This window comes from Microbacterium sp., from assembly GCF_031179285.1.
In the GTDB taxonomy this organism is placed as follows: Bacteria; Actinomycetota; Actinomycetes; order Actinomycetales; family Microbacteriaceae; genus Microbacterium.
Window position 1 is genome coordinate 1 of sequence record NZ_JAPSHY010000043.1, and the last position, 14,647, is coordinate 14,647.

Sequence of the window (14,647 nt, forward strand, 5' to 3'; positions counted from 1 at the left end):
ACGATCGCCTTCTTGTGCTGGTGCATGAACTCGATCGGATCCTCGACCGTCACGATGTGCTCGGCACGCGTGCGGTTGACGAGGTCGATGAGCGCCGCGAGCGTCGTCGACTTGCCCGAGCCCGTGGGGCCGGTGACGAGCACGAGGCCACGCGGCAGCGTCGCGAAGCGCGAGATGCTCGCCGGCAGGTCGAGCTCCTCCACCGTGCGGATGCGCGTGGGGATGAGGCGGAACGCCGCACCGCGCGCGGAGCGCTGCTGGTAGACGTTGACGCGGAAGCGCGCGGCGTCCGAGAGCGTGTAGGCGAAGTCGAGCTCGAGGTTGCGCTCGAAGGTGTCGCGCTGCTCGGGCGTCATGATTGCGGCGATCGCGGCCGAGACGCGCTCGGCCGACCAGATGCCGAGCTCGTGCAGCGGCATGAGCGTGCCGTCGAGCCGCATGGTCGGCGCCGACTCGGCGGTGACGTGGAGGTCGGAGCCGCCGGCGTCGACGACCCACTGGAGCGCGCCGAGGAGGTCGCGGTGGTCACCGCGCGCGGTGGGGCCCGCTGCCGCCGCGACGCCCGCGTCGGGCGCCGATGCGGCACGCGCCTCGCGACGCGAGCTGACGCGGGTCGGCTGGAGGATCTCGGTCATACGATCACCCGCTGCAGCTCGTCGACGGTCGTGAGGCCCGCACGCACCTTCGCCCAGGCGTCCTGCCGGAGCGTGCGCATGCCCTGCGCCATCGCGACTCGGGCGATCTCGGATGCCGAGGCGCGCTCGACCGTCAGGCGCTCGATCTCCTCCGAGACCGTCATGACCTCGTGGATCGCGACGCGGCCGCGGTAGCCGGTGTTGCCGCAGGTCGTGCAGCCGACCGCGTGGTGCACATCCATCGCCCCGTCGACGTCGAGGCCGAGCTGGGCGAAGTGCTCGAGACCGCGAGGGTCGGGCTCCTTGCACCGGTCGCACAGGCGGCGCGCGAGGCGCTGCGCGACGACCGAGTCGAGCGCCGAGCCGACGAGGAAGGGCTCGATGCCCATCTCGGTGAGGCGCGTGACGGCGCTCGGCGCGTCGTTCGTGTGGAGGGTCGAGAGCACGAGGTGGCCCGTGAGCGACGCCTCGATCGCGATCTGCGCCGTCTCGTGGTCGCGGATCTCGCCGACGAGCACGACGTCGGGGTCGGAGCGCAGGATGGACCGCAGCGCGGCCGCGAACGTGAGGCCCGCCTTCGGGTGCACCTGCACCTGGTTGACGCCAGGCATCCGGTACTCGACCGGGTCTTCGACGGTGATGACGTTGATCTCGGGGCGCGAGACCTCGTTGAGTGTCGTGTAGAGCGTCGTCGACTTGCCCGAGCCCGTGGGGCCGGTGACGAGGATCATGCCGTAGGGCTTGCGGTAGGAGGAGCGGTAGCGCTCGAGGTTGTGCGGCAGCAGGCCGAGGTCGGCCAGCTGCAGCTTCATGCCGCCGGTGTCGAGGATGCGCATGACGACCTTCTCGCCCCACACGGTCGGCAGCGTCGCGACGCGGAGGTCGATCTTGCGGTCGCCGTGCATGACCGACATGCGGCCGTCCTGCGGGCGGCGGCGCTCGGCGATGTCGATGTCGCTCATGATCTTCAGGCGCGAGATGATGCCCTGCTGCATGGTCTTGGGGGCACCGGGCATCTCGAGCAGCACGCCGTCGACGCGGTAGCGCACGCGCACCGACTTCTCGGCGGGCTCGATGTGGATGTCGCTCGCGCGATCCTGCACCGCCTGGTTCACGAGCAGGTTGACGAAGCGCACGATCGGCGCATCCTCGTCGGCCGCGTCGGCCATGCCGAAGCCGAGCGCGTCCTCGACGCCCTCGTCCTCCTGCAGCGTGGAGGTGATGTCGTGCAGCTCGCTGTCGGCGCGATGGAAGCGGTCGATCGCCGCGAGCAGGTCGGCCTCCTCGGCGACGACCGGCAGCACCGGCATGCCGGCGGCCTGGCGCACGTCGTCGATCGCGAGCACGTCGGCGGGGTCGAGCATCGCGACGACGAGGCGTCCGCCCTCCTGCGCGATCGGCAGCAGCGTGTGGCGGCGCGCGGTGGCGCTCGGCACCCTGGCGACCGCGGTGCTGTCGACCGGGATCTCGGTGAGCACGACGAACTCGACGCCGGCCTGCGCCGCCCGAGCCCACGCCGCCTGCGCGCTCGTGATCGAGCCCTCGTCGATGAGTGCGCGGATCGCCGCCTCGTCGTCGACGCCGGCAGCCACGAGCTGATCCCGACGCGCCATGGAGAGGTCTCCCTGGCGCATCAGGAGATAGGTCAGCGAAGCCATCGCGGGCCTCGAGACCTAGCGCGCTGCGCGGCCGACGACATGCGTCGTGGCCGCACGGTGCCGTGCGTACATGGGATGTGGTCCTTCGTGACAGGACCGGGGCTGGGGACCCCGGGGAGGGCGCCGCTCTGGGGAAGCGACGGATGGATCGTGACACGCCGATTGCTCGCTCCGCAACTATTCGGCAGCCCAGGTTTTGCTCAAGACCGCGTGTGCTTGCTCAGCAATGTTCGTATTCCGCACTGCAGACTTGACTGTAACGGCGTTACGTTCCACACTTGCTCAGGGCCAGCACTCGCCGGCTCCGCAACACGGGTCGCCGCACCGCGGCTGCCCTCCGAGACCGGACCGACCATGCAGCGTCGTCACGAGCATCCTGGGCTCAGCCCTAGGAATCCCATGGCGGAAGCCCGTTGCCTCGCCGATACAGTGAGCCGCCATGCCTGAAACCACCTCGAACGCCGATGAGGCGCCGCAGCTCGGCCTTCGCGAGCGCAAGAAGCAGCTGACGCACCGCACGATCGCGGACGCCGCCTACTCGCTGACGCTCGAGCACGGCCTCGACAAGGTCACGATCGACCAGATCGCCGACCGCGCGTTCGTCTCGCCGCGCACCGTCTCGAACTACTTCACCTCGAAGGAGGCCGCGGTCGTCGCGGCGCACAACAACGAGCCCGTCGAGCTGCTCGAGGGCCTCGAGGAGCGCCCCACCGACGAGTCGCCGCTGCATTCGCTCAGCATCGTGCTCACGACCGCCATCCGCGGCTGGAGCAAGGAGCAGCTGCAGCAGCTGCGCGAGAAGGAAGCGCTCGTCGACCGCTACCCCACCCTGCTTCCCCACCGCATGGCGCAGTTCGACGAGCTCGAGGACGCCATCCGCGACGCGATCGCAGCGCGCACCGAGGCCGACCCCGACACGGCGGCGTTCCCGCGGCTCGTCGCCGGTGCGGCCGCGACGGCGGTCAAGACGGCGATCCGCGTCTGGAGCAACACCGACGGCGACGCCGGCTCGATCGCCGAGCTCGTCGAGCAGGCCTTCGAGGAGCTCGAGGCGGGGCTGAGCCACGAGTCGTGACGATCGTCCTCGCGGCGGCCGCTCCGGCGCGAGGCCCGCTCGCTCGATGGTAGATTGATCGTCGCTGCCTCGCGCAGCCCGGCCCCCATAGCTCAGGGGATAGAGCGTCTGCCTCCGGAGCAGAAGGCCGCAGGTTCGAATCCTGCTGGGGGCACCAGTGTTTTACCGGGGTTTCGACTCGGCACAAATGTGCATGGTACCTACTTTGGTACCTAAGGTCGGGCTGGCCCTCAGTCGTGCGGGGCCGCCGGAGCCACACGGGAGGGCGTCAGCTCGAAGCCCTCACGGGCTTAGCTAGAGCGCCCTAGCGTCCGTGCAACGCGTCCCAGGGACACGCCCGCCGAGGACGAGCTACCACGAGCGTCCGATGATGGAAAGAGGCTCGGTCTGTACGGTCTGCCACTTGCCGCGTGCGTCCGTTTCGATGCAGACGTGCCGATCGGGGTCCACATGGAGCCAGCGAAGCTCGGATTCGCGCACTTCGCCCTCGACGGTCAGGTTGACCTTCACGTGTGCGCAGCCAGGGGCACGCACATCCACGCTACGGATATCGAAGTCGTCAAGTCTCGTTCCATCGAAACGTGCTCGCACCTGACCAATGAACGCACTTGCGGACCTTGGCTTCCCGAAGTCGTGCAAGTGCGCCGCAAGGTGGCCGTAGTTCTTCGACTTCCAAGCATCCAGCATCGCCGCGGTCGCCTGAGCGACCGGTTCCGACAGGACGGCATCCGAACCGTCCTCCTCTACGGAAGCTGCACGAGGCGTCCAAGCGGCCATTTGCTGCTGTCGTTGACGTGAGTCCGCCAGCTTCCTGAGAGATTCACGTAGCGTCGGGGTCTCAGGCTCCGGCTTCTTCGCTTCGTCGAGCGCCTGCGACCAGTCGAGCAGAGCGAAGAGGCGGTTCCACGCCTTCGATGCGACGACCAGGTGGTCGAAGTTCGTAAGGTTCCCATGCATGATGCCGTTTCGGTACAGCTCGTGGATCGGCTCATCGCTGGTCTTGTTGAAGCTCTTCGTGAAGGACTTCTGAGTCGCAGCGAGACCCTGGTGGTGCGCGGTAACGGAGTTCCACGCAACCAGCTCTTCACCGTCACGTGTATGGAGGCCTCGTCGCTGCTGTCCGACATCGTTGACGAATCCGTCCATGACGGCGAGTAGAACCAAGACCACGGAGTAGTACCTGCCTTCCTGATAGTCGCGAAGAGCCGCGTCGAGCAGAGAGGCGCGGAGTCGCAATTCAGGTACCGCTTTCGCGCGCATCAGGTGGAACTTCATCTTGCGCTCGTCCTGGTAGTGCGCAATGACCGCCGCCTCGGCGGTGTCAGCGTCCGCACTCGCAAGCGCGGGCGCAAGAAGTTCGAGGTTGAGCGAACCGTGGAACACCCAATGGCGCTCGCCCAGCAGCTCGTAGAAGCGCTCTACCGTGCTAACGATCCGCTCGAACTGCGCCTTCAGCTGCTTGAACTCGCCTCGCATCGACGGTTTGAAGACAAGCAGGACCTGCATCGCGCGCATCTGCTCACGCATTCTCTTGAAGTCCGGAATGTCGTAGGCGCTCGGGTAGCCGGTCGGCGGCGGCGGCGATAGATCACCCCTGCCGGGCTTCTGCGGTCGAGGCACGACGCTCCCTTCCTGCGTTCAGCTGATCATCGCAGCGCGCCGTCAGCGGGCGTACCTTGACCATCGGTGAGGGGTCGATTCGCGGCCCGCTGAGCTCGAGAGGTGCCGCATCATCGCGAAGGCATCAAAATGTAGTCTCGCGCATTAATCGCGCTCGACCTGGACGAAGCGATCGCCCGCGTACTCCGGTGCGTCGTTACGTGATGTGCGCGGCAGTAGGGCCGGTGGAATGGGTTCGCCGATCGCGTGCACCCGCCAACCGCCGAGTTCCCGCCTCCATACGAGCGTCGCGAAGCCCACGTGATCCGTGCGAGGTCGCGCGACAACCAACGGGCCGACGTTCGGCACGAGCTTGACGTACGCGACGTCAGCCGCGCCGCGATGGCGCAATGCCACCGTCGAAGATGCGAGTGCCTGGTCCATGAAGTAACCGCGCGCGCCCGAGAAGTCCGACCAATCATCCCGAGCCTCTGGAGTGACAAATCCGGCCAGAGCTTCCAACTGCAGACTGTCGCCCAGCAGCATCGTGACGAACGACTCGACTATGCGCACCGGGTGGCCCTCAGGAAGCGCGGCAAGCGCGAGTTCCGCGTCGTCACGGTCAGTCCAGAGCTCATCAGTGGCCATCTCTTCAGCATTACACCGTCTCACCGGGGTCTCCAGCGACGTCCGTGAGGACGCGCCGCCAGACGCTGCGCGCCATCCACGGCCGGATGGGGTCGACTTCGCGCATGAGTTGCTCTCCGTAGATCGGCTCGGAAGGCTGGCTGTCGCTAGCCGGTGCGTTTGCCTGCCGCTCGGCCTCACGGGCCTCCCACGCACGCCGAGCCGCGCGAACCTCTGCGTTCCTGGCTGACCATTCGAGTCGTCGTGCCTCGCATGGCCCCGAGCAAGCCGTCGGTACGCGCGCGCCGAACGGCACGGCGTACTCGCGGTGGCAGGACCGGCACCGCACCAGACGTGCCTCGGGCTCAACGGGCGGACTGCCCCGCTTCCGACGGGTACGGCACCGCTCGCAGACCCGCCGCGTGCCCGTGATATCACGCACGCACACGCGGCACCATCGCTGTTCGTTCATCCTGCCCTCCTGTCGAAACCCGGCCCCAATATGGACCCGCCCCAAGCGCCCCCGGACTCGCGCGCACCGCGAGCAGCAGAACGGGGACCGGTCTCCACGACGAGAAGGGGGGGGAGGTGGGCTGCCCGGACCGATCAGCGGCCTCGCCCTGTGCACCTAGCGGGCGCGCGCGACCGCCGCCGAATGATGCAAGCGACGTGGCGGCTGCGTCCGCCGGTCGCCGACGACATCGACCAAGCGTTCGGACAGCCAAGCGCTTCAAGCGTGAGGAGCTCACTCACCAAGGTCAACGTCGCTGCCCGCGATATGCGTCGATCAATCAAATCGACCGCGCCGTTCCAGCTAGCCCTGCGGTGGTTGGCTCTCAGATCGCGTTACATTCCAAGTGAGAAGCGATCGGCCGGCTCGTGTCGCGGTTGCTAGGACGGAGGCACCAGTGACCACGGTCGACATGCAGATCACCAGCATCGATAAGGCGATCCGCGACAACATCGCCCGACTGAAAGACGACAGGGGTCTGCTCTCGCAGAATCTTCTGGCGCAGACGCGGAACCTCATCGAGGCTATCGCTGTTCGACTGCACAAGGGCGATGGGACTGCCACCTTCGCGTACGACGCAGTCGCGCCAGCGATCAAGTACGTCGGCTCTCGGAACAAGAAGATCAACTTCCTGTATCACTTCCATGATTTGATTCAGAAGAGCTCTTCGCATTACACGATGGACAGCAACATCTCCGAGCGACTTATGCTCAAGTACATCGACTTTATGTTCCGGCTCAGAACGCTCTTGAAAGACGAGTGCGGTATCGATGCCCTCGGCAACTTGGAGGAGTTCCCGGTCGACACTGATCCTGCACTGAGGGAATATCACGAGAAGATCGCGGGGGAAATCGAGAGAGTCGCCCTCACTCCCCTACCGGAGGAGCGGGGTGCGCGCTTCTACATTCACAAGACCCGCCCCTTCTTTGTCCGAGGCCGCGTCTATTACGAGGTCACCTTCTATCGCGCCGTCAACAAGGCGAGCAAGTTCGATCGAGTAATCGGATTTTCCGAACTAGATATAGACGACAGGTACGCAGCCTCTCTCACGCTCGAAGACGGCAATATCGATGTGCTCGGTGAAAGCATGCCAATCGTGCTCATCCGCGGGTGGGAGGTCTCGATTCGGCCCTGCGAGTTCGATGACCTTGCCGCACTGTTGGGGATCACCACAGCGGTGCGCTCTGCTACGAGTGAGTACCAGCGGCTAATGCACGGCCTGACGATCACCGGAGGCGGCCTGCTCCAGCTTATGGACGCGAGTGATGCAGAGTATCAACAAATTCGCGATTACAGCACAGAGAAGGTCAGGAATCCTCAAATCTTCCCGACCCTTGATGCAGCACGCGACCTACTGCGCCAGCAGGGCGGAGGCAGTCGCGTCATTCGATACCTCATGCTTCGGATGCGGCACGCTTGGTTGAAGCCCCAGTACAGCGACGATAAGTGTTACAAGCTCTCTCAACTGAACCTCGACTTCAAGTGCATCCCGTTCGACGAGATGCCCTTCTGCAGCTCCTTGGTCAAGCACATACCGCTATATTGGGATGTGGCGGAGAGCCTTGACGTTCAGGGCCGTTCACACGAACTACTCGCCCGGCGCGTCAAGAACAATGTCGAGAATCTCGGGAAGCTTTACACGCCCACCGAGGAGCTTGAAGACCTCGGCGACGTGGACGGACTGATCGCCGAATATAATCGGCGTCTGTACTACAAGCATCGCCCCCAACGCGAACTGATGAGGGACTTCGGCCACGTCTTTCTTCGCGGCTACGAGGATGACACCGTCACCATCGTCGAGGAGCTGCAGGGCATGGCGGGCGGTGGGATCGACGGATACTCGTCCGCAGTGGAACGCTGGCTCGCCGAACGTCCGGAAGCCGTCGACGATGCCGTCAAACGCGACGCTCTAACCGACTTGCTCTCGGAGTCTCGCGTCGCGTTGATCTATGGTGCGGCCGGTACCGGAAAGTCCACGATGGTGAATCACATCGCCAACTATTTCAACGACAAGGACAAGCTATTCCTGGCTCACACGCATCCAGCAGTCGATAACCTCAAGCGGCGTGTCACTGCGCAGAAATCTCAGTTCCAGACGGTTTCCAGTGTCTCGAAAAGCCGAAAGCGTCAACCGTTCTACGACATCCTCGTCATCGACGAGTGCAGCACGGTAAGCAACGCGGACCTCATCGCCGTCATCGAGAAGGCGAATTTCAAGCTTCTAGTCCTGGTTGGCGACGCGTTCCAGATCGAGTCGATCGAGTTCGGTAACTGGTTCAGTATCATCCGGCGCTTCCTGCCATCGACTGCTGTCTTCGAACTAACTACCCCATTCCGGGCAAAGGACGAACAACTCCTGCGTTTTTGGACTAGCGTCCGCGAGCTCGACGCAGACATACTCGAGAATATGGCTCACGGGAACTACTCGTCACGGCTCGATGAGTCGCTCTTCGTTCGACACGAATCCGACGAGATCATCTTGTGCCTAAACTACGACGGTCTTTACGGGATTAACAACATCAATCGATTCATGCAGAGCAGCAACCCGGGCAAGACTGTGCGTTGGGGTGCCGCTACCTACAAGGTAGGCGATCCGGTCCTCTTCAATGAGACGGATCGCTTCGGGCCTGCTATATACAACAACTTGAAGGGGACGATAGCGGGCGTTCAGCTGCTCCCGGGTCGCGTTCAGTTCGACATCACACTCGATCGAACGATCACCGAGTTCGACGTCGATGGAGTCGAGCTTCAATGGCTCGGTGACGCCACCGTACGATTTAGCGTCTTCGATCGCGACACTAGCGACAGCGATGATGATTCATCAGACACAACAGTCCCATTCCAAGTGGCCTACGCGGTCTCCATACACAAAGCACAAGGTCTTGAGTTCGACTCCGTCAAGATCGTAGTCACGCAGGCCAACGAAGACGACATCCTGCACAGCATCTTCTATACGGCGGTGACGCGTGCCCGCCAACGGCTGCAGATCTTGTGGAGCGCTGAAACGGAGCGGACCGTCCTCTCGAAACTGGAGAATGTGAACTTCTCGAAGGATGTGGCTCTATTGAAGAAGCGACGAGAGCTCGCAGAGGTCAAGGCTGACCGCTAGGGTCCGAGGCGAGGCGACGCCTCGCCGCGCTTGGCCGTCGCTTCCCACCAGGTTCGGCGTTAGTGTTCGAAGCACCGTGCGTCGGTGACGGCTTTTCGGTCTCGATCTGCTTGTTCGGCTGGACGTTGCGTCCGCTCGCACCGCACGGCCATGCAGGGGTTACGCCGCGAAATGTGCGCGGGCGGAGCTCCCGCCTGGCATGAAGCGGGGCGGTCCGCCGTTTCGGCTCGCCGCCCCACCTCGGCTGATCAGCCGACCCGCTGGAGCATGCTGCCGTCGGGCACACCGCGCATCGCGCTTTCGAACCGTGACGCCGAGTTGGACAGCGCCGGCGAGACCCCGGCGAAGTCGCTCCGGGCGATCGCGATGATGGCGGCGTCAGGGTCGGACACGTAGGCGTCCAGCACCGCGAGCGCCACGCCGTTCTGCGGCTCGGCCCTGGACCCCGGGTTTGGCCTGCTGAGCTTGCTCCCGTCTGAGCCGGTCCAACCTGGCTGAGGCACATCGACGATGCCTGCGAGCGCGTTCGCGGCGAGCGAGCGGGGGCTCGCCCCATTCTCGCTAAGCGTGCCCCAGCGAAGGGCAGAGAAGGTCGCCAGGCGCGTTAGGGACTGGCACGCGGCCTTGTACGCCTTGGTGGCGTCCTGCTCGAACGCACGGTCGGTGCTCAGCGGTTCGTCACGGTCGAGCTTCGACACGGCATCCGTGAGCGCCTTGACAGTTGCGGCGAAGTCCGGGGCGATCGCCTCGGTGACGGCCTGACGTGCCCCGGCGACGTTCTCGCCCTCACCGGTGCGGTGGATCTGCTGGAGCCGGTTCGCGGCGTCGCGGATCGCGTCCACTCGAGCGAGTTCGGCCGCGGCGTGCTCCAGGAACTCGGTGTCGTTCTTGCGCCGGGGCGCCTGTGCGAGCAGCTCGCGGTACGTGTCCTCCAGGTTCGGTACGGCGGCCAACAGGTCGCGCATGGTGGTTGCGTTGCGGTCAGGGACGGGGAGCCCGAACGCTGCGTACACGCCGTCGATGGCGCGCATCTGGTCACTGATCCTCGGCCCAGCGAACGAGCGAGGGTTGGGATTGAAGTAGGTCATGTTGTCCTTTGTTCTCGTTGACGCACACGCGGGTATCGCGAGTACGGGTCTGCCCACGGAGGGCGTCAAGGTGGCAAGGGGGCAAGGTGGTGTGCACGTCTCGCATGTGCTGTGCCTTGCCGTCTTGCCCCCTTGAAGTCAGGCGGCTCCGGGGTGGTGCTCCAGCCGCCAGAGCCAGCACCCTGCTGCCTTGTAGGTACCGATGACCTGGTGATCGCGGGCCTCGGGGGGAAGCTTGTTGAATCGTCGGCGCGCGTCCTTCACACGCTGATCCGTGAAGCTCGCGGCACGTCCTGCCTTGATGACATCGCCGGCGCGAGCCTCGTACGCCTCCTGCTCGCGCATGTGCTCGATGAGCCACACCTGCGCCTCGTTCAGCTCGGCGGCGGAGTCACCCAGCTCGGCGTTGATGACGTCTCCGACGCTGCGGGACGTCGCGCCGATGATCCGCACCGCGCCGACCTCCTGCGACCACCCGTCAGCGATCACTTCGCGCGACTCGATGGTGAAGGCGAGGTTTGGCAGGTCTCCGCGCCCGTAGTTGCCCTTCGTCTGCTCCATCAGCTTGGAGCCGTCCTCATCTGTCGCGAACACCAGCACGGCGCGGGCGCGGTCGACGTACTCGTGCGAGCCGCTGATCTTGTCGCGCACGTCGCCGCCGCCCTTGCTGAAATGAGCAATGGCGATGACGACGCAGCCGGTTCGGGCGGCCATCTCTGCGATGCCGTCGAGGGCGGGGCGGACCTCGGATGAGCGGTCGCGGTTGATGCCGTTCAGGCCACTCGAAAGCGGGTCGACGATCACCGCCGCCGCGTCGAGCGCTCGAACCTGTGCCTCGATCAGTGCCAGGTCAGCCAGGAGTGAGGGCGCGGCGTCGAGCATGTGCCCATCGCGCCGGATCGCCAGCATGTGCACGTAGGCAGTGTCCGCCCCGGTGGCGATGGCCCGCGGCTTGACAACGGCCGCCGCGTCGTCCTCGAAGGCGACGTAGAGCACGTTGCGCGGCGTCCCTTCCAGGTCTCCCGGCAGGGTTCCGAGCGTGATCTGGGCAGCCAGCCACAGACCGAAGGTGGACTTGCCCTCACCCCCTCTCCCCGCAAGCATCGCGATGACGCCAGTGGGGATGCGGTCAGCCCAGAGCCAGCTGAGCCGTCGCATCTGCACGTCCGCCAGGGACGTCACCACTGCGTATCGGCCCGTCACTGCGTCACCGTTCCGGCGCGACGGCGTGCGCGCCGCGCCCGCGCATCCTCCAGCTCCCGCTGGTACTGGCCCAGCCAGCGCTCACACATCGAGCGATCTCCCACCAGCTCCCAGAGGTAGCCATCGAGCATGATGCACTGCACCAGCCAGCCCTCGGGCGGAGGAGCAGTTCGGCTTCCGAGTACCAGCACGCACGTGGTGCCGCGCGGGGCACGATCCATCGCAGTAGCGACTGCCGCGAGCTGCTCTCTGAAGTCCGTGCACCAAGCAAGGTTGACGTGCACAGCTGCCATGCGGACATTCGGTGGAGTGGCGGTCGGCGTAAGGTAGAAGTTCGGCATTGAAGCGGACATTGTCGCTATTCCTGTTCGTAGGAATCGACGGCCTGGTAGGTTCTACCTGGAAAGTGGCGCGTCGAATAAAGCCCTATGGGGCTTGATGGTCGGTGATCGGGGAGCGCAGTTAGAGCTGCGCTCCCCCGTTGTGTCGGAGCGCTATGAGAAGCAGCGCCTCACTGGCCGCGCATGAGTCGGTCCACCTCGCGCAGGTCGAGTCGCACGTTCCTTGCGAATCGGTGCGCGGGCAGGATGCCCTGTGCGATGTAGCGCCGAATCGTGGACGTGCCCATGCCGTAGTGAGCAGCGACCTGGGGGACGGTCCTCCACACGGGCGCGTTCTGGTAGGCGGGCTGAGTGCTTGTGCTTGTCACCGTGGTGCCTTTCGTGCCCCTTTGAGGAGCAAGAGTGAGATTTCAAGAAACTGCCTTGAGGCGGCGCGTTTGATCGCCAGGGCGACCATCCACGCGCATAACGGACACGCGCGTTCGCGGCCGATATCCTCAGACAATTTGCTCACTCGACCCGGAACTCATCGTTCGACGGGGAGGGCAGGTGCGAATCGCACTGAATGCTTAACAACTCATGCTTGAAAACTACCGCTTCATGCGCGGTCGTGCCAGCCGCGCTCGGCCCTGTTCGAGGGGCACCACGTCAGTCCGAACCGCTTGCCGGGGGTCGCATCCCGCCTACGCGAGGACCCCTAGCGGCCGCAGGCGGGCGGTACCGGCCGCAGGCGGCCGTTCCGCGCCGCAACGGCTGGCTGCATCGGAGCACCCACGCCCGCCAGAAAGCCAAATGTAACGTTTAGGTAACGGTGCTCAGGAGTGCTCCCCAGCCTCCAGCATCCGCGTGATCGCCTCCAGCTCGCGAGCCTGCGTCCCGACGTCCTGGCGAGCGTACGAGCGAGACATCGCGACATCGGTGTGTCCGAGCACGTTCAGCAGGACATGCTCTGGCACTCCCGCCGCGAACATCAAGCCGGCCGCCGTATTTCGCATTGCGTGGGGGACGATGTGCTTGCCGATCCCCAGCGACGGCTCCAGCGCGGACCAGAGCTTCGAGAGGTCAGTCGGGTCGATTGGCCTCCCGTCTCGCTCCCACATGAGCCCGTGGGCGCTCTCAGTCGCTTCCATGTGCCGCTCCAGCACCGCCCGCAGCGGCCCGTAGTTCGGAATGACGCGTACGCTCGCGTCGGTCTTGCCGTAGCTCACCAGACAAAGACCTCCGCGTAGGCGCTCGACTTCCGACCCCTTCGGGACTCGGAGCCGCGCCTGCGGGCAACGGTTCGGCTGCTTCTCCAAGCACTTCCCCCCGCAGCCGTGCATATAGGGGAGTCGCTGCAGCTGCCCGTCCACCCGCACTGCGTGAGGCGTCACGCTCTCGCGCCTCAGCCCGGCGAGCTCCCCCGCCCGCATACCGGACAGGATCGCGGCGGCCCAGAGCGTCCAGAGCGGATCGCCCGACTGCGCCAGGCGCTCCAGCACCTCTCGCGCTTCGTCCACCGTGAGCGCATCCCTGGGTGCGCTCCTGCGTGCATCGTCTGGGATGAGCGCCAGACGCGCGACGTTACGCGAGACCAAGCCGTCGTGCTCCGCGGCCCTCAGGCACGCCGACAGCACTTTGCGCGCTGACTTCACCACGCTGACGCTTACCCGCTCGACTCCTGCCCCCACCCCTTGTGACTTGGGAGTGTCGGCCACGAGCGCGAGCCAACGCGTGACGTCGCCCGGCTGGAGCTCAGCGAGCCGCCGCTTCCCGATGCCCGGCACGATGTATCGCTTCACATACGACTCGTACTCGATGAAGGTCTTGGCCCGCTTGCCGCCCTCTCGCTGAGCCTCCAACCACGAGGCGGCGAAGTCGGCAACCGTGAGGTTGCGCGTCGGCAGATTGCCGAGCTTGTCGAGCTCCCTCAGCGCCTCCCGCTTCTTCTTCGCGATCCCAGCCTTCGACGGGTCGCGGAGCACGCGGCGGCGCGGCTTGCCGTCGTCTCCACGAGGGAGGGTGATCTTCAACTCGTAGCAACCGCGCTGGGCGTTCCAGTAGGGCTGGGGGTCACCGTTCGATGTGCCGCGACGCGAGCGCTGAACGCCGCCGAACTGCGTAGGCCGGGTGTCCGACATCCGCCCTCCCTAGTCCTGGTACCTAGATTGGTACCTAGCACTAGTGAACACCATCGAACTCCCTTGACCCGACTCCCCAGTCGAACAGGCGCAAGAAGGGACCGGCTGCGCTCACGTCCCGGCGGAACATCGGCCTCCGGAGCAGAAGGCCGTAGGTTCGAATCCTACTGGGGGCACCAGGATCTTCCGAGCGCGTCACGCCATGGCGATCGCGGCACCGATATCGCCTCAGCGAGGCTTGCGGCGAGAGCACGGTCGCGCGTCCGCCGGCCAGTAGCGGTGCTCGATCTCATAGTGGCACTCGCCACACTCCGTGCCGTGGTCGCCGTCCGGCGGGTGCTCGGACCAGGGATGCGAGCAATCGGGGCACACTGGTGCCCGCCTCGCGAGACTCCATCGTCTCAATCGATCTCGAACGCGCACGCGGCAAGGCTAGAGCAGGCTTGGGGCTCACCGACGAAGATCACGATGCCTCCCGGGCCACTTCGAGTGGCCGTGCACGTCGAGCGGAGGCGACGCTAGGGGCGTCCCGACGACCGTCGCCCGCCGATCCGCCTCCTTGTGGCTGCCTGTGTCACCATCAGATGTCGATCGCCCAACGGTGGGGGTGCAGCATGAGCGGCAGTGCTCGTCGGTCCGGGCGTCTCCCGATCGCTCTGGGCGGCGTAGCGATCGTCGCGG

11 protein-coding genes and 1 tRNA gene are annotated in these 14,647 nt (G+C 65.3%); 3 read left to right on the forward strand and 9 right to left on the reverse strand.

Going from position 1 to position 14,647, the window contains the following annotated elements; all coding sequences use genetic code 11:
- Together RIN18_RS16420 and RIN18_RS16425 are read right to left on the reverse strand one after the other, a co-directional pair.
- Positions 1-635, reverse strand: a 635-nt coding sequence (locus RIN18_RS16420; protein WP_309105065.1) for an ATPase, T2SS/T4P/T4SS family, incomplete at its 3' end; no start/stop codon positions are given.
- Positions 632-2,293, reverse strand: a complete 1,662-nt coding sequence (locus RIN18_RS16425) for an ATPase, T2SS/T4P/T4SS family (RefSeq protein WP_309105066.1) — start codon at positions 2,291-2,293, stop codon at positions 632-634. The genes RIN18_RS16425 and RIN18_RS16420, both read right to left, overlap by 4 nt.
- 439 nt (positions 2,294-2,732) lie before the next feature.
- On the opposite strand from RIN18_RS16425, the gene RIN18_RS16430 reads away from it, so the two are divergent.
- Both RIN18_RS16430 and RIN18_RS16435 read left to right on the forward strand, forming a co-directional pair.
- Complete coding sequence (locus tag RIN18_RS16430; RefSeq protein WP_309105067.1) at positions 2,733-3,368, forward strand: TetR/AcrR family transcriptional regulator; 636 nt, start codon at positions 2,733-2,735, stop codon at positions 3,366-3,368.
- A gap of 81 nt (positions 3,369-3,449) precedes the next feature.
- Positions 3,450-3,525 (forward strand) — tRNA-Arg (locus RIN18_RS16435).
- Between the two features lie 194 nt (positions 3,526-3,719).
- Here the strand turns inward: RIN18_RS16435 and RIN18_RS16440 are convergent.
- Both RIN18_RS16440 and RIN18_RS16445 read right to left on the reverse strand, forming a co-directional pair.
- Positions 3,720-4,988, reverse strand: a complete 1,269-nt coding sequence (locus tag RIN18_RS16440; protein WP_309105068.1) for a hypothetical protein — start codon at positions 4,986-4,988, stop codon at positions 3,720-3,722.
- A 144-nt stretch (positions 4,989-5,132) separates the two neighbouring features.
- The gene (locus RIN18_RS16445) at positions 5,133-5,615 is read right to left on the reverse strand and encodes a hypothetical protein (protein WP_309105069.1); all 483 of its coding nucleotides are present in this window, start codon (positions 5,613-5,615) and stop codon (positions 5,133-5,135) included.
- Between the two features lie 887 nt (positions 5,616-6,502).
- Here RIN18_RS16445 and RIN18_RS16450 point away from each other — a divergent pair.
- Positions 6,503-9,214, forward strand: coding sequence for an ATP-dependent RecD-like DNA helicase (locus RIN18_RS16450; protein WP_309105070.1), 2,712 nt, complete (start codon positions 6,503-6,505; stop codon positions 9,212-9,214).
- Between the two features lie 248 nt (positions 9,215-9,462).
- Here the strand turns inward: RIN18_RS16450 and RIN18_RS16455 are convergent, their stop codons facing one another.
- The 5 genes from RIN18_RS16455 to RIN18_RS16475 all read right to left on the reverse strand — a co-directional run bounded on the left by RIN18_RS16455 (position 9,463) and on the right by RIN18_RS16475 (position 13,966).
- Positions 9,463-10,302 carry a hypothetical protein gene (locus tag RIN18_RS16455; RefSeq protein ID WP_309105071.1) on the reverse strand — a complete coding sequence of 280 codons (840 nt, stop codon included), beginning with the start codon at positions 10,300-10,302 and terminating at the stop codon, positions 9,463-9,465.
- Between the two features lie 138 nt (positions 10,303-10,440).
- The gene (locus RIN18_RS16460; RefSeq protein WP_309105072.1) at positions 10,441-11,505 is read right to left on the reverse strand and encodes an AAA family ATPase; all 1,065 of its coding nucleotides are present in this window, start codon (positions 11,503-11,505) and stop codon (positions 10,441-10,443) included.
- The gene (locus RIN18_RS16465) at positions 11,502-11,726 is read right to left on the reverse strand and encodes a hypothetical protein (protein ID WP_309105073.1); all 225 of its coding nucleotides are present in this window, start codon (positions 11,724-11,726) and stop codon (positions 11,502-11,504) included. The genes RIN18_RS16460 and RIN18_RS16465 overlap by 4 nt, the downstream gene beginning before the upstream one ends.
- Before the next feature lie 290 nt (positions 11,727-12,016).
- Positions 12,017-12,214 carry a helix-turn-helix domain-containing protein gene (locus RIN18_RS16470; RefSeq protein ID WP_309105074.1) on the reverse strand — a complete coding sequence of 66 codons (198 nt, stop codon included), beginning with the start codon at positions 12,212-12,214 and terminating at the stop codon, positions 12,017-12,019.
- 447 nt (positions 12,215-12,661) lie between these two features.
- On the reverse strand, positions 12,662-13,966 hold the full coding sequence (locus tag RIN18_RS16475; RefSeq protein ID WP_309105075.1) for a tyrosine-type recombinase/integrase: 1,305 nt from the start codon (positions 13,964-13,966) through the stop codon (positions 12,662-12,664).
- Positions 13,967-14,647: the final 681 nt, after the last annotated feature.